This window comes from Kitasatospora sp. NBC_01266, assembly GCF_036242395.1.
Taxonomy (GTDB): domain Bacteria; phylum Actinomycetota; class Actinomycetes; order Streptomycetales; family Streptomycetaceae; genus Kitasatospora.
Window position 1 is genome coordinate 6,492,108 of record NZ_CP108458.1, and the last position, 24,467, is coordinate 6,516,574.

Genomic DNA, 24,467 nt, shown 5'->3' on the forward strand with positions numbered 1-24,467 from the left:
GACCCGGTGACCCGCTGACCCGGTGACCCGCCCCCGCCAACCCGACACAGAGAGACAGAGGAACCCCCATGGCTGTCATGCGCGCCGTGCGCCTGCACCTGCCCACCCACGAGCTCCGGTTGGCGCAGGTCGAGCGCCCCGTGCCCGGTCCCGGCGAGGTCCTGGTCAAGGTGGCGGCGGCGGGCGTCTGCCTGTCCGACGTCCACCTGATCTCGGGGGAGCTGGGCGGCGTCTCCTCGCACCTCGAGGGCGACACCGTGACCCTGGGACACGAGGTCTCCGGCACCCTCGCCGAGGTCGGCCCGGAGGTGGCCGGCTGGCAGGTCGGGGACCGCGTGGTCCTCCAGGCCGGCGAGCGCCGCGAGGGCGCGATCTGGACCCGCGGCGTGGACTACGACGGAGGCTGGGCCGAGTACGCCCTGGCCCGGGTGCAGACCCTCGTCGCGCTCCCCGACTCGATCCCCTTCGAACAGGGCGCCATCATCCCCGACGCCGTCTCCACCCCCTGGGACGCGATCGCGGTCACCGCCGGTGTACGCCCCGCCCAGGCCGTGGGCGTCTGGGGCATCGGCGGCCTGGGCGCCCACGGCGTGCAGCTGCTGCGGGCGGTCGGCGCCTGCCCGATCATCGCCGTCGACCCGTCCGCCGCCGCCCGGGAACGCGCGCTCGCCTTCGGCGCCGACCTGGCGCTCGACGCCGCCGACCCGGACCTGGCCGACAGGATCCGGGCCGCCACCGGGGGCGCGGGGATCGAGATCGCCTTCGACTTCGCCGGCGTCACCGCGGTGCGCGAACAGGCCCTGTCCGTCCTGGCCATGGGCGGCAAGCTGGTCCTGGTCGGGCTGAGCGGACGGCCGTTCACGGTCGCCGACAGCACCGGCTTCAGCGCCCGCCGCCTCGAGCTCCTGGGCCACTACGGCTCCGGCGCGAACGCCGTCCCGCAGCTGATCCGCCTCACCGAGGCCGGCCGGCTGGACTTCTCCCGCTCCGTCTCCGAGGTCCTGCCGCTGGAGCGGGCGGCCGAGGCCGTGCGGCGCCTGCGCGACAAGGAGGGCGACCCGATCCGCCTGATCCTGCGTCCCTGATCCGTGGGGCTGCCACGCGAGTGGGCCCGGCAGGTGGGTGGGTGGTGGCCGCCGGCGCGGTGGCCTCCAGGTGCGGGGGTGTCGGGTGGTGGCGGGCCGCTGACCGCCGGTCAGCGGCCCGCCCGGGCTGCCGCGCAGGCAAATTCGTCGGCTCGTGCAAGTGTGCTACTAATAGCCGACCTGCCAGTGGAGCTGGAAGCCCCGGCAGTCCTGGGAACGGCGGTGGGGGCCGCGCCGGAATCCAGTCGTCCAGCAGAAATACGGGGGTGCCCGCGTGATCCAGCCTGTCCGCTTCTTCCTGCTGGGCGCCGTGCGCGCGCGGTACGGGGACGAGGAGTTGCCGGTCGGCTCGCCACTGCAGCAGGCGATGCTCGCCGTGCTGCTGCTGCGCGACGGCCGGTCGGTCGGCGCCGGCGAGCTGATCGAGGCGCTGTGGGGCGAGGCGGCGCCGACCAGCGCCTCGGCGATGCTGCGGACGTACGCCTGGCGGTGGCGCAAGGTGCTGGATCGGGAGGAACGCGAGCCGGGGACTCCGGCGATCCTCGCCTCGGTGGGCGACGGCTACCGCACCGTGCTCGCGCCCGAGGCGATCGACGCGCTGCGGGTGGAGCAGCTGGCGGCGGCGGCGCGGGGCGCGATCCGCGGCGGCGAGGGCCCCGAGCAGGGCCGCCGGCTGCTGACCGAAGCGCTCGACCTGTGGAGCGGTGAGCCGCTGAGCCGGGTGCCCGGCCCGTTCGCCGAGCAGCAGCGGGCCCGGCTGGGCGACCTGCGGGTCGGCCTGCTGGAGCAGCGCTGCGAGTTGGACCTGGAGCTGGGCGACCCCGCTCCCGCGGTGTCCGTGCTGCGTGAGCTGACCGCCGGGCACTCGCTGCGCGAGCGGCCGTACGCGCTGCTGATGCGGGCGCTGTACCAGAGCGGCTACCAGGCGGACGCGCTGGCCGTGTACGGCCGGATCCGCCGGTTGCTCGCCGAGGAGCTGGGTGTCGACCCGGGACCGGAGCTGCGCGACATCCACCAGCGGATCCTGAGCAGCGACCCGGCGCTGCTCGGTGCCCGGGGCGGACCGGTCACCGTCGGCGGACGGGGGACGGGCGAGCTGGAGCGCCGCACCGCGCCGGCCGGCCCGCCGCCCGGCGAGCCGGCCGCGTCGGCCACCGCGCAGGCCACCGCGCAGGCCTCCGCGCAGGCCTCCGCGCCGGCCGCTTCGGAGCCCGTCGAGTCTGCCGAGTCTGCCGAGCCGGCCGCTGTCCCGGCCCAACTCCCGGCTGGGATAGCCGACTTCACCGGGCGTCAAGCCGAACTGGACGCCCTGCACGCGGTGTTGGGCGAGGCCGTGCTGGCCCGGGACGAGGACGCGGTGCTGCCGATCGCGGCGATCTCCGGCATGGGCGGGGTGGGCAAGACCACGGTCGCCCTGCGGGTCGCGCACCGGCTACGGCCGGGCTTCCCCGACGGGCAGTTGTACGCCGACCTGCGCGGAGACCAGGCCGAGCCGGTGGACCCGAACGTGGTGCTGGCGAGCTTCCTGACGGCGCTGGGCGTGCCCGCGGCCGGCGTCCCGCAGAGCCTGGAGGACCGTGCGCGGCTCTTCCGCTCGCTGCTGGACGTCCGGCGGGTGCTGATCCTGCTGGACAACGCCCGGGACGCCGCCCAGGTCCGCCCGCTGCTGCCCGGCTCGGCCCGCTGCGCGGTGCTGGTGACCGGCCGCGCCCGGCTGTTCGGCCTGGCCACCGCGGCCCAGATCGACCTGGACGTGTTCAGCGTGGCCGAGGCGACCGAGGTGCTGACCCGGGCGGCCGGCGCCGAGCGGATCGCCGCCGACCCCGGCGCGGTCCGCGAGTTGATCCGCTACTGCGGTCGGCTCCCGCTGGCGGTGCGGATCGTGGCGGCCCGGCTGGCCTCCCGGCCGGCCTGGACGGTGGCCCACCTGGCCGCCCGGCTGACCGCCGAGCAGGACCGGATGGCCGAGCTGCGGCTGGGCGACCTCGCGGTGGCCGCCGCCTTCGACTGGGGCTACCGCCAGTTGACGGCCGAGCAGGCCAGGGCGTTCCGGGTGATCGCCGAGGTCAGCCGGCCGGACATCGGCGTGCCGACGGCGGCTGCCGTGCTGGGCGTCGACCAGCGGCGGGCCGAGGGGCTGCTGGAGTCGCTGGTCGACGCGGGCATGGTCACCGCGCCGCGCTCCGGCCGCTACCGCTACCACGACCTGCTGCGGGTCTTCGCCCTGCAACTGGCCGAACCGGTCGGACTGGAGGAGGGCACCGCGCTCCACCGCCAGCTGGACTTCCTGCTCGCCACCGCCACCGGCGCCTTCCAGCACCTGGTGCCGGGCGACCCGATCGGCACCGCGCTCTGCGCCACCGTGCTGCCCGGTCTGCGCTTCGAGGAGCTGCGCGAGGCGACCGCCTGGGTGGCGGAGGAGTTCGACGCCGCGCTCACGGCGGTGCTGGCGGCGGCCGGCGAGCACAGCTCGGACGAGGACGTCCGGATGGCCGCCGACCTGCTGATCGCGCTCAGCCCGTTCGACGCCGACCCGCGCCACGAGCGGCGCGCGGCGGCCGCCGCGGCGGTGTCGGCGGCGGCCCGTGCCCGCGGGGACCAGCGCTCGCTGGGCCGGGCCGAGTTCATCCGCGGCAACCTCGCGGTGCAGGCCGCCCGGCTGGTGGAGGCCGGCGAGCACAGCCGGCGGGCGGCCGACGCCTGCCGCGCGGTGGGCGATGTGGTGGTGCTCCAGCAGGCCCTCAACGACCTCGGCCTGCTCGCCCAGCACAGCCGCCGCTTCGACGAGGCGGTGCAGCTCTACGAGGAGGCGAACATGCTGGCCCGCGCCCTGGGCCAGCAGGCGGGGCAGACCGCCACCACGTTGAACGCCGCGCTGGCCCGGGTGCGCGCCGGCCTGCCCGCCGAGGCGGCGGCGGCCTGCCGCGAGCTGCTGCCGGCGCTGACCGCCGCGAAGGACTGGGGCGGCAGGTCGTACGCGCTCTACATCCTCGGCCTGGCCGCCCACGAGTCGGGCGACTACCAGGAGGCCGCCGCCGCGTACCAGGAGTGCCTGGAGCTCTGCCTGACCGCGCGGATCCCGCTGCGCCAGGCGCAGGCCCGCTACCGGCTGGCCGACACGCTGCGCCTGCTGGGGCGTTGCGGGCCGGCGGTCACCCAGGCCCGGCTGGCGCTGGCCGGCTGCGAGGAGCTGCTGGCCGAACGCGACCAGGGGCACGCCCTGGTCGCGCTGGCCCGGGGGCTGGCCGAGCTGGGGCAGTTCACCGAGGCCCAGGAGCGGCTGCGGCAGGCGGCGGCACTCTTCGCGCGGCTCGGCCTGCCGGACGGCGAGGACGTGCGGCAGCTGCTCGCCGAGCTCGACAGCCGGTCGGCGGCGGCCTGAGGCGTGCGGCGCTGACCGTGCCGTCCTGCGCTGTGCCGTCCTGCGCTGTGCCGTCCTGCGCTGTGCCGTCCTGCGCTGTGCCGTCCTGCGCCGTGCCGTCCTGAGCCGTGGTGTCCTGCGCCGTGGTGTCCTGAGCCGCGCCGACCGACCACGCGCTGAGCCGCGCCGTCCTGAAGCAGGCCCCGGGGAGCCGTGGTTCAGGAGCCGGTGTTGTTCCAGACCTTGTGCGGCGGCCGCCTCGGCTCGACGAAGTCCAGCTGGGCAGCGTGCTGTGCCATCGGCCTGAGCTGGTGCACCGCGACCGGGGCAGGCGTGGCGGCGGCGGCCGGGGACGCGCCCGCCCCGACGGCCGCGCCGAGCACGGTCAACACCGCCGCGCTCCAGCGGGCGGCGGAGCGGGTTCGGGCACTGCTCATGGTTCTACCTCCGGACGGCGAACTGTTCTTGCCGGGCCATCCTGTCGCCCCTCGATATCCGTTCGATCTTCGCCGATCTACGCGCGTCCCCGACGCCCTGCTCCACGGCCCTCACAACGCGCGTAGATCCGCTGGGGATCCGTGCCGGGCAGCCTGCGTACCACCGACCGGCCGGTGCCGGCGGTCCTGGGCAGGCGGTCCTGGGCAGGCGGAGTCGGCGAGGAACGGAGTACGGGTTTTGAGCGCGGTCCTGGTCAACGGGCAGGTCAGGTTCACCGTCCTCGGGCCGTTGGGGATCACCGACGGCCAGCAGACGGTGATCCTGCCGTCCTCCAAAACGTCGGTGCTGCTGGCCTCGCTGCTGCTGCACGCCAACACGGTCGTCCCGGTGCCGTATCTGCAGCGCGCGATCTGGGGCGAGGATCCGCCGGAGACCGCCAAGGCCGCGGTGCAGAGCTGTGTGCTGCGGCTTCGCCGGCTCTTCGGCAGCCACGGGATACCGGCCGGGATGATCGAGACGCTCCCGTACGGCTATCGGATCAACGCCGATGCCGGGACGCTGGACCTGATGCGGTTCCGCGAGCTGCTGCGGCAGGCGTCCGCCGCCGGGAACCCCGGTGCCGAGGTCGCCCTGCTGCGCCAGGCGGTGCTGCTGTGGCGCGGCAGGGCACTGCTGGAGAACGTCAACTCCGATCTGCTGCAACGGGATCTGGTGCCCCGGCTGGCCGAGGAACGGCTGCAGGCGGTGGAGCGGACCTTCGACCTCGAGTTGGCGCTCGGCCGGTGCCGCCAGGTGCTGGCCGAGACCCTGGCGATGGCTCGCAGCCACCCGGAGCACGAGCGGTTCTGCGAGCAGCTGATCGAGGCGCTGTACCGCACCGGGCGGCGGGCCGAGGCGCTCGCGGAGTACCGGCGGGTCAAGGAGCACCTGCTGGAGGAACTCGGCATCGACCCGGGTCCGGCCCTGCAGCGGCTCGAACTCGCGATCCTGCGCGGCGACTCGCTGGGGCCCGACCCGGGCGCACCAGGGCCGGGCACACCAGCGCCGATCGCACCCGCGTCGAGCACACCCGCGCCGGCTGCCGCGCCGTCGGGTGCCCAGGTGCTGCGGCTGCCGGCCGCCGCGCCGTCGGGGGCGAAGGTGCTGCGGCGGCTGCTCCAGGCGGGGCTGCTGGAGGAAGGCCCGCACGGCGAGTACCGGATGAACGAACTCCTGCACGTCTTCACCTGCGTGGCGGCAGGCGAGCACAACACCCCCGCGCTCCAGGGCGCGGACTCACAACGATCGACAAGGGCGTGACGAACGTGGCCACCGCATACGACGAGACAGCCGAGACCCGGCCGCGGCTTCGCCGGGACATCCTCTTCACCGAGACAGCGTCAGGGGTGCTGTTCCACAACGCCCAGGGCGGCTTCAGCCTCAACGGCAGGTCGGCCTACCGCTTCGCCTCGCTCTTCGTCCCGCACTTCGACGGCGGCACGACCGTGGCGGCGCTCGCCGAGGGGCTGGGTGAGGGGCAGCGCGACCTGCTGGCGGGGCTGGTCGCGGCGCTGTACCGGCACGGCTTCGCCCGGGACGCGGCGGTCCGGGGCGGCACGGCCGAGCCGGGACCCGCGCCCGAGGTGGCGGCCAGGTTCGCCGCGCAGATCGCGTACGTGGACCACTACGCCGACAACGACGGCGCCCGCTTCCAGCGCTTCCGCGACACCCGGGTGGCCGTCCTCGGTGACGACCCGTCGGCCCGCTGGTGCGCGCTGGGCCTGCTGCGCAACGGCTGCGCGGCCGTCGGGGTGCTGGACGGTCCGGGCCTGGACGAGGTCCTGGACGAGGCGCGGGCACTGACCGAGGCGGGCTGCCCGGTGTCGGTCGAGCGGCTGGCGGCGGGAGCGGACCGGTCGGGAGCGGACCGGGTGGGGCGGGCCGTGACCGGCTGGGCCGAGCTCGACGGTTACGACCTGGTCGTGGTGACCGGCGGGACCCTCGGCGCCAGGCGGCTGTCCCGGCTGCTGGCGGAAGGTGTGCCGGCCGGCCGGACGCTGCTGCCCGCGTGGACCTTCGGCCGCCGCGCCGTGATCGGCCCGCTGATGGAGTCCGGCACGGCCGGGTGCTGGCTCTGCGCCGTCCTGCGGCTGGGCGCGAACGGTACGGCGGCGGCGAGCGCGGCCCTGTGGCGCGGCATCGCCCCGGATGCGCCGCTGGGGCCGGAGCAGCCGGAGCCGAGCGGCCCGCTGGCCGGGATGCTGGGCAACCTGCTCGGCTTCGAGGTCTTCCGCCACACCACGGGCGCGCTGCCGACGGAGACCGCCGGCCGGCTGATCATCCAGGACCTGGACTCGCTGGACGTGGTCTCCGAGCGGCTGCTCGCCCACCCGCGCTGCCCGTACTGCGCCCTGTCTCCCGTCACCGGTGGCGTGGACGCCGCCGCCGCGTCAGGGCTGCCCGCACTGGACGAGGACGCTTCGACACCGGACGAGGCCGCTTCGGCACCGCACGAGGGCGCCTCGACCGGGCTGCCGGATGCCGCCGGGGAGGAGGCCACCAAGGCCGCCCTCGCCGAGCTGACCGTCCGGGAGAGCCTGATCGGCGCTCGGGCCGGGCTCTTCGACGGCTTCCACGACGAGGAGTGGAGCCAGAGCCCGCTCAAGGTCGGCACGGTCGGCCTGGGCGTCGGCGACGGGCAGTGCCGCCAGGTCTCGGCCTTCGATCTGCACCACGTCGCCGCTGCGCGGCTGCGCGGGCTGCGGCGCGCCGCCGAGACCTACGCCGAGCACGTCGTCCCCGTCGCCGGGGTGCTGAACGCCGGCGAGGCGGCGGCGGTCGGCGTGAAGTGGCCGCTGATCGCGCCCGAGCGCCTGGGCACGGCCAGCGGGAACGGCATGGGCATCGATCAGATCGCGCGCTGGGCCCCGGCGACCTCGCTGATCAGCGCGCGCACCGTGCTGGTGCCGGCCGCCGCCCTGCGCACCTTCGGTCCGGACAACCGGGACCGGGTCTGCGAGCTCACCTCGGCCGGAACCGGCGCGGGCGCCGACGCCGCCGCCGCGATCCGGCGCGGCCTGCGCACGGCGCTCTCGTACGACGTGCTGCGCCAGGCGCTGCGGCGCGCGGTGCCGGTCTCCCGGGTCGACCCCGAGAGCTTCGCCGAGGACGTCGAACTCACCTTCCTGGCCCGCTCCGCGAAGAACCTCGGGGTGGACCTGGAACTGCTGGAGCTGGGGGAGCCGGCGCGGCGCGCGGTCCCGGTCATGCTGGCCCGGTGCGCGGACCGCGCCACGGGTGCCTGGCAGTGGGCCGCCGGGAGCTCGCCGCACCGGTCACGGGCGGCCCGCGAGGCGGTCCGGGAGCTGCTCGGCCGCGTCCAACTGGGCCGGCAGTCGGGCGTCGAAGGCGCGGTGGACACCGGGGACCCGCTCTTCGGCGATCTGGACGCCGGCGCCATCGCCGTCAGCGCCGAGGGCCTGGCCGGCGGCGGCGGCGACTGCGCGGCGGTGAGCTGGGCGGACGTGCTGGACCGGCTGCACCGCGGCGGCAGGGACGTCCTGGTGGCCCCCGTGCCCGCGCCCGACCTCGGCGTCGGCGGGATCAGCGTGGCCCGGGTGCTGCTCGTCGAAGGCGGCGGCCGTGACGAGCACTGAGCCGCTGGACCGCACCGCGCCGCTGGACCGCACCGCGCCGTGGCAGCGGACCTGTGCGGAGCTGGCGCCGCTGCTGGCCGACGGGTTGGCCCGGTTCGGCGCCGACCACGCGGTGCGGGTGGGGACCCTCGGGGTGCGCGACGAACTGGACCGGGCGCCCTCCCCGGGCGGGGTCGACCGCCGCACGCCGGTCGGGCTGTACGGGCACCACGCGGTCGTCGGGCCGTTCCAGGACGGCCGCGGCGGCCCGTGCCCGCGCTGCCTGGCCCGGCGCTGGCAGGCTGTCCGGGCGGCGGCGCTGCGCGACGCGCTGGAGACCGGCGGCCCCACCGGGGCCACCGGGAACCCGCCGTGGGCGCTGCCGTTCCTCGCCGACACGCTCGCCGCGCTGGTCGCCGCGCACCTCGCGCACGGGGAGCGCGACCGCTACCCGTCCGTCTACCTGGTCGACCTGGAACGCCTGACGGTCGACCGCCACCCGCTCGTCCCGGACACCGACTGCCCCGACTGTGCCCGTGAACTGCCTGCGGACTCGGCCGAGTTGGCGGCGGTCGAGCCGACCGAGGTGCCCAAGCTCGCGCCGGACGTCTTCCGCCGGCGCCGGATCGGCGACTACGCGCTGCCGGTGCGGGCGCTGGCCAACCCGGTCACCGGGCTGCTCGGCGCCGCGGTCCGGCCCGACCTGGCCTCGGTGTCCACCAGCGCGACCCTGGGCTGCCTGTCCACCCGCGCGGCCGGCTACCTGGACGAGTGCTTCTGGGGCGGGCACACCGACAGCTTCGGCAGCAGCGTCACGGTCGGGCTGCTGGAGGGGCTCGAGCGCTACGCCGCCATGCGCTCCAGGGGCAAGCGGACGGTGGTGCACGGGAGTTACCGCGAACTCGCGGAACACGCGCTCGACCCGCGCGACTACGGGCTCTACCCGCCGGAGGTCTACCGGCAGGAGCGGGTGCACCCGTTCACCCCGGATCGCGAACTCCCGTGGGTCTGGGGGTACTCGCTGCGCGATCGGCGGCCGGTGCTGGTGCCGGAGGTGCTCGCCTACTTCCACGCGCACGGCCGGCCCGAGGACCGCTTCCTCCAGGAGAGCTCCAGCGGCTGCGCCTCCGGTGGCTGCCTGGAGGAGGCCGTCTACTTCGGTCTGATGGAGGCGATCGAGCGGGACGCGTTCCTGATCGCCTGGTACGGGCAGCTGGCCCTGCCGGAGATCGACCCGCGCAGCAGCGACCGCGCCGACACCAGGGCGATGGTCGACCGCCTGGAGATGTACGGCTACCGGGCCCGGTTCTTCGACACCCGGATCACCTTCCCGATCCCGATCGTGACGGCGGTGGCCGAGCGGATCGACGGCGGCATGGGGAGGTTGTGCTTCGGCGCGGGCGCGAGCCTCGACCCGGAGTCGGCGCTCTCGGCCGGTCTGTGCGAGATCGCCACCGACTCGGTCAAACTGCGCCGGATGGCCGTCCAGGACCAGGACCGCCTGCGGCCGATGGTGGCCGACCGGAGCCTGGTCCGCGAACTGCACGACCACCCCATGCTCTACGGGCTGCCGGAGATGGCCCGGCACGCGGACTTCCTGCTGGCCGGCGGCGGACAGCCGCGCTCGCTCGCCGAGACCTTCGGGGCGCCCGGCGCCGGCACCATCGCGCCCGGCGCGGATCTCGGCGAGGACGTCCGGGCCTGCGTCGAGGCGTTGGCCCGGGCCGGCTTCGACGTGCTGGTCGTCGACCAGAGCACGCCCGAGCAGCGGGAGTTGGGCCTGAGCACGGTCAAGGTGATCGTGCCGGGGCTGGTGCCGATCGACTTCGGCTGGCAGTGGCAGCGGGCGCTGCACCTGCCCCGGGTGCGGACCGCGCCGCGCGACGCCGGCCTGCGCGCGCACGTGCTGGGCGCGCGGGACCTCAACCCCGCGCCGCACCCCTTCCCCTGACCCGCCCTGCTCCAGAGCAGAAAGGAACTGACCATGGGTGTCGCCCATGAGTACGCCGAGGCGGTCCTGCACCGGACCAGGAGCCCCATGGAGGGCGACCTCCGCAAGCCCGACTGGGGCGACCAGCCCCGGACGGGCAAGTACTACCCGACCGCGGCCGACTTTCCGCTGCCGCGCTACCGCGCGGTGCCCGAGGCGACCACGCAGCGCGGCCTGTTCGGCCCGCGCGGCACCGGTGCCTTCTCGCTGCCGCTGCTCAGCGGGATGCTCCAGGACTCGCACGGCCTGCTCAGCCGCCGGCTCGCGGTCCACGGCAACGCCAACCTGGAGACGCTGCCCTGGTACGACCGCGCCCACTGGGCGCGCGGCACCGCCTCCGGCGGCGGGCTCTACCCGGCGACCGTCTACTGGGCCGGCGGGGCGAGCGGGCCGATGACCCCCGGCGTCTACCACTACGACGTCCAGCAGCACGCGATGCGGCGCCTGCTCACCGGCGACGTGTCCGGCGAGCTGCGGGCGGCCGTCGGTGACGACGAACTGACCGGCGGGACGGACCAGTTCCTGATCCTGGGGGTCAAGTTCTGGCTCAACACCTTCAAGTACGCGGGCTTCGGCTACCACGTCGTCACCATGGACGTGGGCGCGCTGCTGCAGAGCTGGCGGATGTGGGCCGGGGCCCAGGGGCTGCACCTCGGCGAGGCGCTCTGGTTCGACGAGCCGAGGCTGGGCCGGCTGCTGGGCCTCGGCCCGGACGAGGAGGGCGTGTTCGCCGTCGTCCCGCTGCGCTGGGCGGGCGACGGGGGCGGTACTCTCCGGGCCGCCGAGTCGGGCGAGTCGGGCGAGCTGATCGAGGCCCTGCGGGTCCGGATCACCGACCAGGAGCAGTCCCGCTCGACCCTCGGCTTCGACACCGTGCGGCGGATGCACGCCGCCACCCTGGTGGACGCCGCCCGCCACCCGGCCCGCCCGGACCTCGCCCCGCCCGTCCCCGCCGGGGGAGAGCGGACACCGCTGCCCGTGCCCTCGGCCCTGACCCTGCCGATCCGCGCCGCGCTGCGCGCCCGGTGCAGCAGCTTCGGCCGGTACAGCGGTCAACACCCGATGGAGCTCGAGCAGTTGGCCGCGATGCTGGCCGCCGCCCAGTCCGCCGGGGGCACCGTGACCAGGCTGTACGTCTTCGTCAACCACGTGGTGGGCGTGCCGCCCGGCAGCTACCTGCTGGACGGCCGGGTGGCCGAGGGCAGCGGGAACCTGCGGCTGGTCAAGGCCGGGGCGCCCGGGTCCTTCCTGCAGCGCAGCTACACGATGCACAACTACAACCTGGAGCAGACCGGTGCCGTGATCGTGCCGGCCGTCCGGGTGCCCGCGCTGCTGGACGAGGTCGGGGGCCGGGGCTACCGGCTCGCCAACGCGGCGGTGGGGGCCACCGCCCAGGCCGTCTACACGGCCGCAGCCGCGGCCGGCCTCGGCTGCGGGGCGGCGCTGGCCTTCGACGGGGCGGCGTACACGCAGGAGCTGGGCCTGGCGGACACCGGCGAACTGCCGCTGCTGATCATCGCGGTCGGCCAGGAGCGCCCCGACGCCGCCGACTACCGCTACGAGGTGGTCTGACCCGTGAGCCACCGAAGCATCCCGAGCGCCCCGAGCATTCCGAGCACCCCGGAAGGAAGCACCGTGACCGTCCTGGAGACCACCCGGGCGAACACCCTGAGCCGTCGCTTCATGCTGCGCGTCGCCGGACTGCCGATCGAGGCCGTCCAACGCCTGCGTTCCCCGCGACTGCACCAGCGGGCCGAGGAACTGCTCACCGAGGAGCAGCGGTTGAGCTCGGCGGGGGCCGAGCTGAGCGATCGACTCGGCGCCCTGGTCTCGCAGTTCGAGGACGACCAGCTGCGCCGGTCGGTGCTGTCGCTGCGCCGCCAGGTGTTCAACAACCGCCTGCCGAGCGGCCTGCCGGCGGCCCTGGACCTCGCGCGGCGGCTCGGTGGCCCGACCGGCGAGGCGCTGACCGACTGGCTGACGGCGCGCCGGCGGCACGCGCTGGCGACGGCGGCGGTCGAGTCCCTCTACCAGCGGGAGCTCGAAGCCGGTCGCGCCGAACTGCGCGGCCTGGCACAGCAGGACCGGATCCGGCTCGGCCTGCTGCTGGCCTCGCCCACCCTGGAAGGCCAGTTGAACGCGTTCGTCCGAGCCGCCGGGCTGATGCCCGACAAGCGCGGGCGCAAGCTGGAGCGCTCGCTGCTGGCCTACCTGTACCGGACGGCCTGCAAGACCAGCCCGTTCTCCACCTTCACCAGTCTGGCCGTCGGACGCTTCGCACCGGGTGCGGCGGCCGAGGTGGCCGTCGGGCAGGAGTGGACCGGGCACCCGCGGCTCAACGTCGTGGTGCTGGCCCGGCTCGCTCAGGCGATCGTCGACAACCCGCGGCGCCGGGGCGACCTGCCCATCGCGCCCGCCTCCGGACTCGCCCTGGGGGAGGGGCGGATCCGCTACGTGCGCCGCTCCACCACGGCCGGCGACGACAGCCGGTCGGTGGCCTTCGACCGGGCGACCGACCGGGTCTTCTTCCTGCGCCGCAGCGGGCTGCTGGAGCGGCTGCTGGAGCTGTTCCGGCAGCGGTCCGACCTGCGCTGCGCCGAGGTGCGCGACTGGCTCGGCGAGCACGCCGGCGCCGAGCCCGAGGAGGCCGAGCGCTATCTGAGCGCCCTGCTCGACCTCGGCCTGCTGCAACTGCCGGCGCTGGCCGTCGATGTGCACGACCATGACCCGCTGCGCTCCTTCCAGGCCGCACTGCGCGCGCTGGACCGCCGGTGGGCCGAGGCGCTCGCCGATCGCCTGGACGGGCCGGCGGACTGGATCAACGACTACCGGGGTGCCGAGTTGGCCACCCGGCGTGCGATCCTGTCCCATCTGCGCACCGAACTCCTCTCCCTCCAGATGGAGTTGGGTGCCGAGTCGGCCTCGCTGCCGCAGCTCCTGCTCTATGAGGACGTCACCGCCGCGCCGACCCGGGCCGACCTCGGCCGCTGGCAGCGGTTGGCCGCCGAGCCACTGCGCGAGCTGTCCGCGGTGTTCCCGGCCTACGACCCGATGCTCGTCCAACGGCTCACCCTCAAGGGCTTCTTCGTCATGCGCCACGGCCGGGGCGGGCGCTGCGACGATCTGCTCACCCTGGTCCACGACTTCCACGAGGACATCTTCGACCGCTACCTGGAGTACTCCGCCGCACTGCCGGCCGACAGCGCGGCGGGCGAACTGAACTGGCTGGGGCTGTCCGAGATCACCGCGCTGGACCTGGCCCGGGACGATTTCGCCGCCGGGATGCGCCGCTGCTGGGCGGAACTCCCGGAGGGCGCCGATGAGTTGCGGATCGATCCGGAGCAACTGCGGTCCGCCGCCGAGCACCTGGTGCCGGTGGCCCGGGGCTTCGAGCCGCAGAGCCACTTCCTGCAACTGGCCGAGCGGGAGGGCGATCCGCTGGTGGTGCTCAACAACTCCTACGGCGGGATCGGCTTCCCGTTCACCCGCTTCACGCACTGCTTCGAGCAGCGCGCCGAGCAGGGGGAGTGGCCGCAGGCGTCACTGGCCGATGGAGTCAGCAGGAGCCTGCGCGACTGGCAACCCGACGGAGCGGTCTTCGCCGAGATCACCGCGGGCCCGGCGACCACCAACCTCAACCTGCACAGCCCGCTGACCGACTACCAGATCGCCTGCCCGGGGGAGGTCAGCAGCGCCCCGCCGGCCTCCCGGCTGCCGCTGGAGGACCTCTACGTCGTGCACGACGAGGCGGCCGACCGGCTGGTGCTGCGTTCGCGGCGGCTGGATCGCGAGGTGGTGCCGCTGTACTTCGGCTACCTCGTCTCCGAGGCGCTGCCCGAGATCCCGCGCACCCTGCTGCTGTTCGCGCCGACCTTCCGGGTGCACCTGGACGCCTGGCGCGCCGTGCCGCAGGGCCCGGCCGTGGACGGCGTGACCCGCCGGCCCCGGGTCCGCTACCGCAGCGTGGTGCTGCACCGGCGCAGTTGGAGCGCCGACTGCGCCGTGCTCCCGGCCCGCGAGCCCGGCGAGGCCGAATCCCACTGGTACCTGGGCTGGCAGCGCTGGCGGCGGCGCCACGGCCTGCCCCTCCAGGTCTTCGCCAGGTTCCAGGAACAGCGGGCGAAGGAAGGCGAGTTCGGCGGCGGCAAACCCCAGTACGTCGACTTCGCCAGCCCGCTGTCCCTGCTCGCGCTGGAGGCCGCCATGGCCGGGCGGCCGGGCCGGATCGTCTTCGAGGAGATGCTCCCGGCCGAGGACGAACTCCAGACGCACTCGCCGCAGGGCCGCCATGTGGCGGAGTTCGCGGTGGAACTCGTACCCGACCGGACCCAGCAGGAGGAGCGCGCATGACCGCGACCCTGGAGCAGCACCCCACCGCCTTGGCGCAGCCCCCCACCGACCCGGAACAGCACGCCGCCCCCGCCGGGGAGTGGCAGTCCTTCCACATCTTCTACTCGGCCAGCCCGCGCCCGCTGCTGCTGCAGTGCGTCGAGCCGCTGGTCGAGTCGCTCGGCCGGGACGGGCTGCTGGCCGGCCACTTCTTCATCAACTACTGGCTGCAGGGCCCGCACGTCCGGCTGCGGCTGCGGCCCGTCTCGGCGGCGGCAGCGGCCGAGGTCCGGGAGCGGGCCGAGGCGGCGATCACCGACTTCCTGCGTCGGCGCCCGGCGCTGTACGAGATCCCGCCGGGCTACCTGGACGCCCACTTCGAGAAGGCGTTCGCGTTGGAGTACTCCCCGGACCAGCGCGCGGCGCTGACCGGCCCGGACGGCCTGATGCGGTTGCGGCCGAACAACAGCTTCACCCGGGAGGCCTACGAACCCGAGTACGGCAAGTACGGCGGCCCGGCCGGGGTGGCCCTGGCCGAATGGCACTTCCAGCACTCCAGCGAGCTGGTCATCGACGTCAGCCGCACCCTGAACCTGCACCTGCGCACGGTCGCGCTCGGCCTGTCCGCCCAGCTGATGATGGTGATGTCCGCCTGCCTGCTGCCGCGTGAGCAGGAGCTGGAGGAGTTCTTCAGCGACTACCACGGCTTCTGGCGGGACGCCTCGACCAGCCTGCCGGGTGCCGACCTGGACGGCTTCGGGCGCGCCTACCAGGCGTCCGGCGAATCGCTCGGGCCGCGCTTCGAGCGCATCATCGCCGCCATCGCCGCCGACGACCTCGACGGGTTGCCGGGCACGCTGCGCCGCTGGGCCGATCACTGCCGTGAACTGCGCCGCCGGGTAGTGGAGTTGACCACCTCGGGCCGACTGGTCCTGGACGACGGGGCGGCCCCGGGCGAGCCCGCCGCCGGAGCGGCGCTGACCGACCCGCAGCAGACCCTGCCCCGGCTGCTGGTCCCCTACCTGCACATGACCAACAACCGCCTGTCGATGGGCCTGCAGGACGAGGCCTACCTCGCCTACGGGCTGGCCCGTGGGCTGCGGGAGTCACGCGAACTGCGGGAGGCGGGCGCGTGAGCCCGCTCGACACGCTCCGGCCCCGGCTCCGCCCCGACCTGCTGGTCAGCCGTCCGCTGCTGTGCGGGCCGACCCGCATCCACCTGCTGCTGGACCCCGGCACCGGCGCCCAGCTGGCCGTCACGCCCAAGACCCGCTTCGTCATCGACCAGCTGGACGGCAGCCGCAGCCTGACGGAGGTCGGCGAGGCCTACGCGGACCGGTTCGGCAGCAGGCTCGGTGAGCCGCAGTGGCGGCAGCTGCTGGACCTGCTCCACGAGCGCTGCCTGCTCGCCGGCGCCGCGCCACCGCCGGTGGCGCGCCGCGTCGAACGCCAAACGGTGCTCGCCGGCCGGCTTCCCCTGGTCGCGAACACCCCGGCGCTGATCGAGCGGCTGCACCGGGCCACCGGCTTCGCCCGCAGGCGCTCCGTCCTGGTCCCGGTGCTGCTGCTGATCGCCGCCATGCTGGTCGACCTGACCCGGCACCTGCCCGCGCTGGTCACCGGGACCGCCGCGCTGAGCCATCGCCCGCTCGCCCTGGCCGGGGTGGCCGGCGCGCTCTGGTTGAGCATGGCGCTGCACGAGCTCGCCCACGGGCTGGTCGCCCGGGCGGCCGGCGGCACGGTCACCGAACTCGGCCTGCGCTGGCGGCTGCCGACGGCGTACCTGTACTGCACGGTGGCGGACCTCCGCTTCCTGCCCAGCCGCGGGTGGCAACTGGCCACCGCCGGGGCCGGGGCGCTGGCGAACCTCGCGGTCCTGCTGCCGGTCTACCTGGTCTGGGTGCTGCTGGGGGCCGGCGCGCACGCCCACCCGGTGCTGGACGGACTGCTGCTGCTCGGCACGCTGGCGGGGCTGGTCAACCTGCTGCCGCTGCCGCCGCTGGACGGCTACAAGCTCCTGGAGTACCTGCTCGGCACGGCGCAACTCGCCGCCGAGAGCCGCCGGTTCGCGCGGCTGTCGGCCGGCCGGCTGCTGCGGCGCGGGCCCGGTGTCGCCAGGTATCCGAGCCGAGCCCGGCTGGTCCTGGGCGGGTACGCGCTGGGCTGGGCGGTGCTGACCGGCGCGCTGGCCTGGGCGTTCGTCCGGTGCTGCCTTCGCCGGCTGCCGGTCGACGGCGCCGTCGAGCGGCCGGCGCCGGCGCTGGTCGCGGTGGCCGTGCTGTCCGTGCTCGCCGTCCTGCCGTTGCTGCGCCGGCGGACCGCCAGGGCGGACGAGCGGTGACCGGGGCGCTGGAAGCGGCCCGGTCCGAGCTGGAACGCCGACTCGCGGACCACGCACGGCGGTCGGGCGCCACCCCGCCGACCGTCTGCGCGCTCGGCGAGACCGACGCCCTGCGACCCGAACCCCCCGCCGCCATCGCCCGCCGAGCGCTGGCCGACGTCCAGCTGACCGCCGAAGCCGTCCTGATCGGCCCCTGGGGCGGGCGCGCGGCGGCGGGTGGCGCGGCGCCGGGCGGTGCGGCCGGCTGCGGCAACTGCCTCGCCGTGCGCTGGCAGCGGCTGCGGGGCCGCGCGCAGCGCGACGCGCTGGAGACCGGGACGGCCACCACCGGCACCGGCGGCTGGCCGCTGATCAGCGACTTCGGCGCCGCCGCCGTCTGGGCCGCCTACCGGCTGACGAGCGGCGACACCCGCCCCGCGGACACCGGGCTGCGCCAGGTCACCGCGGTCGACCTGGCGACCCTGCGGAGCAGCACGGTCCCGCTGCTGGCCGAGCCGTGCTGCCCGTACTGCGGCGAATCCACCACCGAAGAGCATGAGTTGAGGCTTCTCTCGCGACCGCGCGAGCCGGGCCGCAGTGGCGAGCAGCGGCTGCGCACGCCCGCCTCCTACCAACTGCCGGTCGAGGCACTGGTCAACCCGGTCTGCGGGGCGCTCGGCGCCGGCACCCTGACGGACATCGGCTCGCCGACCATCGCACCGGTGGCGGGCGCGATCCTGATGCGCACCCAGAGCGGGCTGGGCGAGATGACCTGGAGCGGCAAGGCCGACAGCTTCCGGGCGAGCCGCGACCTGGCGCTGCTGGAGGGCCTCGAGCGCTATGCCGGCACCCATCGCCGGTACGGCGCACCGCCGTTGGTCGCGTCCTACGAGGCCCTGGTGCGCCGGGGCGAGCACGTGCTGGACCCCCGGGACTGCGGCAGCTACGCCCCCGGGACCTACGCCGACGAGCCGGAGATCAGCCCCTTCGAGCCGACCCGGCCGATCCCCTGGGTGTGGGGCTACTCGCTGCGCGGCGAGCGGCCGGTCCTGGTGCCGCTGCGGTTGGCGTACTACTGCGAGGGCACGCCGGACGACGCCTTCGTCGACGACTGCTCCAACGGCTGCGCCATCGGCAGCTGCCTGGAGGAGGCGGTGCTGTCCGGACTGCTGGAGCTGATCGAGCGGGACGCCTTCCTGCTCGCCTGGTACGCCGACACCCCGGCGACCGCGATCGACCTCGACGCCTGCGGTGGCGACTCGATCCGGGGCATGCTGGACCGGGCCCACCTGCAGGGCTACGACCTGTATGCCTTCGACTCGCGGGCCGACCTGCCGATCCCGGTGGTGACCAGCCTCGCGGTGCGGCGCGACGGCGGCCCCGGCACGCTCTCCTTCGCGGCGGCGGCGGCCTTCGACCCCGCCGCGGCCATCGAGGCCGCACTGGCCGAGACCCTCACCTACCTGCCGCAGCTGCCTGCCCGGGTCGCCGCACGACTTCCCGAACTCACCGTCATGGCAGCGGATTTCAGCCAGGTGCGGGAGCTCGCCGACCACTCGGCGCTGTTCGGCCTGCCGTCGATGGCGCGGCATGCCGACGGCTACCTCCGGCCCGCCTCGGTGCAGGCACCGCGGTCGCTCTACGCCGACTGGCAGCAGCGGCGCCCGCGTTCCCAGGACCTGCGGCAGGACGTGCTGTTCTGCCGGGACGCACTCGTCGGCGCCGGTTTCGACGTGATCGCCGTGGACCAGACCTCGCCCGAACAGGCGCGGCTGGGTCTGCGGACCGTCCGGATGCTGGTGCCCGGCCTGCTGCCGATGGACTTCGGCTGGAGCAGGCAGCGCGCCCTGCGGCTGCCCAGGCTGCACGAGGCCCTCGCCAACGGCCGTTCCCCGCGCGAAGTGCCGCACCCCTTCTCCTAGTTCGCCCCGCTCCAGCCGCCAGCCACATCGAGGAATCGGAACACATGACCTACCCACCCGACGCAGTGACCGTGGACGGCCTGCACAAGAGCTACCGAGGCCAACCGGCGGTGCGCGGGGTGAGTTTCACCGTCGCCCGGGGGGAGGTCTTCGCCCTGCTCGGCCCCAACGGCGCGGGAAAGACCACCACGCTGGAGATCCTCGAGGGCTTCCGGGCCCGCGACGGCGGCCACGTCGAGGTGCTGGGCCACGACCCCGGCGACCGGGCGGGCGGGCGCCGGCTGCGCGAGCAGATCGGGCTGGTGCTCCAGGACATCGCGGTGGAGCCGTATCTGACGGTGCGTGAGACCATCGCGCGCAACGCCGGGTACTACCCCGACCCGCGCGGGGTGCAGGAGGTCATCGAGCTGACCGGCCTGGACGGCAAGCAGCAGGCCAAGGTCAAGGACCTCTCCGGCGGGCAGAAGCGCCGCCTCGACCTGGCCCTGGGGGTGGTCGGCAATCCGCAGCTGCTCTTCCTGGACGAGCCGACCACCGGTTTCGACCCCAACGCGCGGCACGGCGCCTGGGAGGTGGTGAAGAACCTCCAGGCAGCCGGCACCACCATCCTGCTGACCACCCACTACATGGACGAGGCCCAGGCCCTCGCCGACCGGATCGCGGTCATCGCGGCCGGCCGGATCGTCGCCACCGGCACCCCCGCCACCATCGGCGGCCGGGACAGCGCCCGCAAGCGGATCAGCTTCGTGCTGCCCGCGGGCTTCAGTCCCGCCCAACTCCCGCTCCCGGTACGGGCCGGGGCCGGTCCGCTGGTCGTCGCCGAGGTGGCCGACCCCATCCGGGCGCTGCACGAGCTGACCGGCTGGGCGCTGCGCAACGACTGCCCGCTCGACGGGCTGACGGTGGAACAGCCCACCCTGGAGGACGTCTACCTCGGTCTCACCGGCATCGAGTCGGCCCCCGACACCCCGCAGCCCCCGCAGGAGCCCCAGCCGACGACTCGGAGCCGTTCATGACCACCGCGACCACCGCGACCACCGCGACCACCACCACCGGCACCGGCACTGCCGCGAGCACCGCGAAGGCCGCACCGCCCCGGACCTACCGGCGCCTGCTGGCCCACCAGATCAGGTACGAGCAGCTCTCGTTCTGGCGTAATCCGCAGTCGGTGTTCTTCACCTTCGCCCTGCCGGTGATGACCATCCTGATCTTCGGCCTGGTCTTCGGCGGCAACTCCGGGGACAGCTTCTTCTACGGGCTCTCGGGCATGCAGTACTTCACCCCGACCGTCGCCGCCCTCTCGGTGTTCGGCTCGTGCTACGGCCAACTCGCGATCACCCTGTCCGTCCGGCGCCAGACCGGCGTGCTGAAGCGCCTGCACGCCACCCCCCTGTCGCCCGGGACGTACTTCCTCGGCCTGCTGGCCCACAGCGTGACGGTCAGCGCCATCGACGTGGCCCTGATCATCGGCACCGGCTCGCTCTTCGGCGTGCCGCTGCCCGCGCACTGGGCCGCGGTGCTGCTCACCCTGGTGCTCGGCGCGATGTGCTTCTGCGCCCTCGGGGTGGCCGTCGCCTCGCTGATCAGCAACTCCGAAGCGGCCTCGGCGGTGGTGCAGTTCGTCCAGTTCCCGCTGCTGTTCATCTCGGGGAACTACTTCCCGATCCACTCCGCGGTCCTGCACACCGTGGCCGGGCTGCTGCCGATGCAGCCGTTCGACGAGGCCCTGCTCGGCTCGTTCGCCCAGCACACCGGCTTCCGCTGGCCCCAGCTCGGGGTGCTGCTCGCCTGGGGCCTGGCCGCCGTGGTCGTCGCGGTCCGACGCTTCCGCTGGGATCCGCGCCCCGAATAGCGCCCACCGCGCCCACCGCGCTCGGTCAGCGAAACGGCAGCGGCAGGAAAGCGGTTCGGCAAGTGACCGGCCATAGAACTGTTCCAGCAGAGAGAACCGGGCAACGCCCGGCAGCACCAACTTGAGGAGAAGCCATGAACGACACCACCGCTCTCACCACCCTGTCGCGCGAGCTGCTGGAGCTCGAGTCGGAGACCTTCGAGATCACCGACTACGCCGACGCCAACGAGGTCCTGAACGGCTCGACCTGCTCCAGCACCACGAGCTCCAGCTCCTGCTGCAAGAAGTAACCAGCCTCAGCTGGACCGCCGTGAGCCCTTCCCCGGACCGCAGCCGGGGGAGGGCTCACGGCATCTGTCGTGCCCGGAACACCCCTTGGCTTTCCGGCTCGGGCGTTTGTACGGTTCACGGGTACAGATCACGAAGCTCCTGAAGTTCACCCTGCTGGCCACGGCCTGCGTCCTCGCGCTCGACGTCGTGCTCACGCTCCTCGGCGTCCCCGCCAAGGTGACGGGCTATGCGTGCGCCACGCTCGGCCTGGCCATGGCATTCGGCCGGCGCTGGAGGAACCGGATGCGGTAGCGGCCGTTCTGCGGGAGTCCGCCGCCGAAGTGCCGAACGCCGGATCGGCGCCGGCGCCTTGGCGTGGCTATGGTGCGCATGCGGATGGCTTCCCTGGGCTCTTCCTATTCACAGCCCTGACCTGATCGAGATCATCGACCCGCAGTTCCCGAAGGCCGGCGAGTTCTTCACCTCCTGCTCGGACGTCGACTTCGGCTGACCGGTCCGCTGCCCACCCGCCCGCCCGTCCGGCCGGGCGGGTACCCCAATCACTCGTCCAGGACCGGCTTCTGAAGTGGCCGGCTGTTTCGGCATTCTCCCGCGACGGAGTAATTCCGTTGGTAGCGTGGCGGTATGAATTTCCGTCATCTTGGACGCAGTGGCCTGATTGTCAGTCAGCTCGCTTACGGCAACTGGCTGACCCGGAGTTCTTCGAGGAGCGAGGAGACGGAGCTCGCCTGTGTGCGGGCGGCACTCGACGCCGGAATCACCACCTTCGACACCGCCGATGTCTATGCCGACTCCGCGGCCGAGGAATCCCTCGGCCGGGCCCTGAAAGGCGAGCGCCGGGAGGGGCTGGAGATCCTCACCAAGGTCTTCGCGCCCACCGGCCCCGGGCGCAACGATCTCGGGCTGTCCCGCAAGCACATACGGGAATCCATCGACAACTCGCTGCGGCGCCTGGGCACGGACTACGTGGACGTCTACCAGGCCCATCGCTTCGACGCCTCCACCCCGCTGGAGGAGACCATGACGGCGCTGGCCGACGTGGTGCACTCGGGCAAGGCGCACTACATCGGCGTCTCCGAGTGGACCGCGGACCAGATCAGGCGCGGCCACGCGCTCGCCGGCGAGCTGCGGATCCAGCTGATCGCCAACCAGCCGCAGTACTCGGCCCTGTGGCGGGTCCCCGAGGCCGAGGTGATGCCGGTGTGCGAGGAGTTGGGCATCGGGCAGGTGGTCTGGTCGCCGCTGGCCCAGGGGGTGCTGACCGGCAAGTACCTGCCGGGCGGGCAGTGGCCCGAGGGTTCGCGGGCCACCGACAGCAACGACGGCTCGGAGGTGCTGGCTCCCTGGCTGACCGACGAAGTGCTGGGCCGGGTGCAGCGGTTGCGGCCGATCGCCGCCGACCTCGGGCTGACCCTCGCCCAGCTCTCGCTCGCCTGGGTGCTCCAGCATCCGGGGGTCTCGGCCGCCGTGCTCGGCGCCTCCCGGCCCGAGCAGATCACCGACAACGCCAAGGCGGTCGGCGTCACGCTCGACGCCGAGGTGCTGGGCGCGATCGACGCGGTGCTCGGCCCGGTGGTCAGCCGCGATCCCGCCGCCACCGCGGACAGCAGCCCCGCCGATCCGGCCTGGCGACTGGCCTGACGGCAGCGCGCGCCGGCCGCGCGCGCCGGCCGCGCGCAGACCCGGCGCGGGCCTTTCCGGAACAGCCGACGGCTGCTCCGGAAAGGCCCGCTACGCGTTTACCGCTACCAGCTGACCGGCAGTTCCAGCAGGCTGCGCACCTGCATGCCGTCCTTCCATTCCAGCTCCTCCACCGCGACCGCGCAGCGGAGTTCGGGCAGCCGGGCGAAGAGCGATTCCAGGGCCACCCGCATTTCCAGGCGCGCGAGCGGTGCGCCCAGGCAGCGGTGGATTCCGTAGCCGAATCCCAGATGCGGATTGTGCGCCCGCGTCAGGTCGAATCGCTCCGCGTCCTCGAAGACCGATTCGTCGCGGTTGGCCGAGGGAATCGCGGGCAGTACGGATTCGCCGGCCCGGACCAGCGTCCCGCTCAACTCCACGTCCTCCGTGGCATAGCGCGCGAAGGTGACGTGGGAGATCAGCGGCACATAGCGCAGCAGTTCCTCGATCGCGCCCGGCAGCAGTTCCGGCTCGCGCTTGAGCCGCTCCAGCTGGGAGGGATGGGTGAAGAGCACGTGCAGCGAGTCGATCAGCTGCGAGGAGACGGTCTCGTGGCCCGCGATCAGCAGCACGCTCGCCAGCTCCACGAGTTCCTTCTCGGAGAGCTTGTCCTCCTCGTCACTGGCCTTGACCATGGCGCTGATCAGGTCGTCCTGCGGCTCCGCCCGCCGGCGGACCATCAGCTCGCCGATGTAGTCGTACAGCCGCTGGGTGTCCTCCTCGATCTCCTGCTCGGACATCACGGTCGTCGCGGAGAAGGCGTCCAGCCAGGTGCGGAACTGCTCGCGGTCCTCGAACGGGACGCCGAGCAGGTCGCAGACCACGGTGCCCGCGAACGGCACGGCGAAGCCCTCCATCAGGTCGCCCGGCGCGCCGGCCGCCACCAGCGCGTCGATCAGCCGGTGCGCCTCCTGCTCGACCCGCGGGCGCAGCAGTTCCACCCGGCGCATGGTGAACACCTTGGAGAGCAGCCGGCGCAGCCGCGGGTGGTCGGGCGAGTCCATGCCCAGGATGCTGGTGTTGATGGGCAGCGGGGTCAGCCGCGACTCGTCGTGCTCGGCGGCCAGCGCGCGGCTGAACCGGGGATCGCCGAGGATCGTCTTCATGTCCGCGTGGGTGGTGACCAGCCAGGCGTCCTCGCCGTAGGGGCAGGAGACCCGCACCACGGGCTCCTCGACGCGCAGCTTCTGGTAGAGCGGGTCGAGGTCCAGTGCCACGGCCTCGCTGAAGGGGTAGCTGCGCGGGGCGCGCTTGCCGGTCGTCGTGTCGTCCAGGTACTCGTTGATGATCTCGCTCATGCGGAACGCGCCTCCGAGAGTTCGCTGTGGTGGTCGACCAGGCTCTTGGGCCGCATGTCGGTCCAGTTCTCCTCGACGTACGCCAGGCACTCGTCCCGGGTGACCGGCCCGCACACCGTGCTCCAGCCGGCCGGGACGGCGGTGAAGGCGGGCCACAGGGAGTGCTGGCCCTCGTCGTTGACCAGCACCAGGAAAGTGCCGGCGCTGTCGTCCCAGGGATCGCTCACAGTTCTTCCTCCATGCGGGAAAAGGGAGTTGGTGGTGCGCCGGGGTCAGTGGGCGGCCGG

Annotated in this window: 18 protein-coding genes; 15 read left to right on the forward strand and 3 right to left on the reverse strand. The window is 73.9% G+C overall.

Annotated elements, in window-relative coordinates; all coding sequences use genetic code 11:
- The first annotated feature begins 68 nt into the window (after positions 1–68).
- Positions 69–1,085 (forward strand): zinc-binding dehydrogenase, encoded by a 1,017-nt coding sequence (locus tag OG403_RS28065; protein WP_329569103.1) that lies wholly within the window; start codon positions 69–71, stop codon positions 1,083–1,085.
- 274 nt (positions 1,086–1,359) lie between these two features.
- Positions 1,360–4,467, forward strand: coding sequence for an AfsR/SARP family transcriptional regulator (locus tag OG403_RS28070; protein ID WP_329569106.1), 3,108 nt, complete (start codon positions 1,360–1,362; stop codon positions 4,465–4,467).
- 197 nt (positions 4,468–4,664) lie between these two features.
- Here the strand turns inward: OG403_RS28070 and OG403_RS28075 are convergent, their stop codons facing one another.
- Complete coding sequence (locus OG403_RS28075) at positions 4,665–4,883, reverse strand: hypothetical protein (protein WP_329569108.1); 219 nt, start codon at positions 4,881–4,883, stop codon at positions 4,665–4,667.
- Positions 4,884–5,121: 238 nt separating this feature from the next.
- On the opposite strand from OG403_RS28075, the gene OG403_RS28080 reads away from it, so the two are divergent.
- From OG403_RS28080 to OG403_RS28140, 13 genes are all read left to right on the forward strand, one after another.
- Positions 5,122–6,183 (forward strand): AfsR/SARP family transcriptional regulator, encoded by a 1,062-nt coding sequence (locus OG403_RS28080; protein ID WP_442911001.1) that lies wholly within the window; start codon positions 5,122–5,124, stop codon positions 6,181–6,183.
- A 5-nt stretch (positions 6,184–6,188) separates the two neighbouring features.
- A complete protein-coding gene (locus OG403_RS28085; protein WP_329569110.1) occupies positions 6,189–8,519 on the forward strand; it encodes a TOMM precursor leader peptide-binding protein in 2,331 nt (776 codons plus the stop codon).
- Positions 8,506–10,449 (forward strand): TOMM precursor leader peptide-binding protein, encoded by a 1,944-nt coding sequence (locus OG403_RS28090; protein WP_329569112.1) that lies wholly within the window; start codon positions 8,506–8,508, stop codon positions 10,447–10,449. The genes OG403_RS28085 and OG403_RS28090 overlap by 14 nt, the downstream gene beginning before the upstream one ends.
- A gap of 33 nt (positions 10,450–10,482) precedes the next feature.
- Complete coding sequence (locus OG403_RS28095) at positions 10,483–12,060, forward strand: nitroreductase family protein (RefSeq protein ID WP_329569113.1); 1,578 nt, start codon at positions 10,483–10,485, stop codon at positions 12,058–12,060.
- Positions 12,061–12,063: 3 nt separating this feature from the next.
- Positions 12,064–14,838, forward strand: a complete 2,775-nt coding sequence (locus OG403_RS28100; RefSeq protein WP_329569114.1) for a lantibiotic dehydratase — start codon at positions 12,064–12,066, stop codon at positions 14,836–14,838.
- Positions 14,835–15,953 carry a lantibiotic dehydratase C-terminal domain-containing protein gene (locus OG403_RS28105; RefSeq protein ID WP_329569116.1) on the forward strand — a complete coding sequence of 373 codons (1,119 nt, stop codon included), beginning with the start codon at positions 14,835–14,837 and terminating at the stop codon, positions 15,951–15,953. The genes OG403_RS28100 and OG403_RS28105 overlap by 4 nt, the downstream gene beginning before the upstream one ends.
- A complete protein-coding gene (locus OG403_RS28110) occupies positions 15,950–17,158 on the forward strand; it encodes a peptidase M50 (RefSeq protein WP_329569118.1) in 1,209 nt (402 codons plus the stop codon). The genes OG403_RS28105 and OG403_RS28110 overlap by 4 nt, the downstream gene beginning before the upstream one ends.
- Complete coding sequence (locus OG403_RS28115; RefSeq protein ID WP_329569120.1) at positions 17,155–19,059, forward strand: TOMM precursor leader peptide-binding protein; 1,905 nt, start codon at positions 17,155–17,157, stop codon at positions 19,057–19,059. The genes OG403_RS28110 and OG403_RS28115 overlap by 4 nt, the downstream gene beginning before the upstream one ends.
- Before the next feature lie 44 nt (positions 19,060–19,103).
- The gene (locus OG403_RS28120; RefSeq protein WP_329569122.1) at positions 19,104–20,075 is read left to right on the forward strand and encodes an ABC transporter ATP-binding protein; all 972 of its coding nucleotides are present in this window, start codon (positions 19,104–19,106) and stop codon (positions 20,073–20,075) included.
- Entirely contained in the window at positions 20,072–20,911 is an 840-nt protein-coding gene (locus OG403_RS28125; protein ID WP_329569123.1) for an ABC transporter permease, read from the forward strand. The genes OG403_RS28120 and OG403_RS28125 overlap by 4 nt, the downstream gene beginning before the upstream one ends.
- A gap of 134 nt (positions 20,912–21,045) precedes the next feature.
- Positions 21,046–21,201: a thiazolylpeptide-type bacteriocin gene (locus OG403_RS28130; RefSeq protein WP_329569125.1), complete on the forward strand. Its 156-nt coding sequence runs from the start codon at positions 21,046–21,048 to the stop codon at positions 21,199–21,201.
- Between the two features lie 85 nt (positions 21,202–21,286).
- Positions 21,287–21,493, forward strand: a complete 207-nt coding sequence (locus OG403_RS28135; protein WP_329569127.1) for a hypothetical protein — start codon at positions 21,287–21,289, stop codon at positions 21,491–21,493.
- A gap of 333 nt (positions 21,494–21,826) precedes the next feature.
- Positions 21,827–22,843: an aldo/keto reductase family protein gene (locus OG403_RS28140; protein WP_329569129.1), complete on the forward strand. Its 1,017-nt coding sequence runs from the start codon at positions 21,827–21,829 to the stop codon at positions 22,841–22,843.
- A 104-nt stretch (positions 22,844–22,947) separates the two neighbouring features.
- On the opposite strand, the gene OG403_RS28145 is transcribed toward OG403_RS28140, so the two are convergent.
- Positions 22,948–24,180 (reverse strand): cytochrome P450, encoded by a 1,233-nt coding sequence (locus tag OG403_RS28145; protein WP_329569130.1) that lies wholly within the window; start codon positions 24,178–24,180, stop codon positions 22,948–22,950.
- Positions 24,177–24,407 carry an MbtH family protein gene (locus tag OG403_RS28150; protein ID WP_329569132.1) on the reverse strand — a complete coding sequence of 77 codons (231 nt, stop codon included), beginning with the start codon at positions 24,405–24,407 and terminating at the stop codon, positions 24,177–24,179. Before OG403_RS28150 ends, OG403_RS28145 begins: the two co-directional genes overlap by 4 nt.
- Between the last annotated feature and the right edge of the window lie 60 nt (positions 24,408–24,467).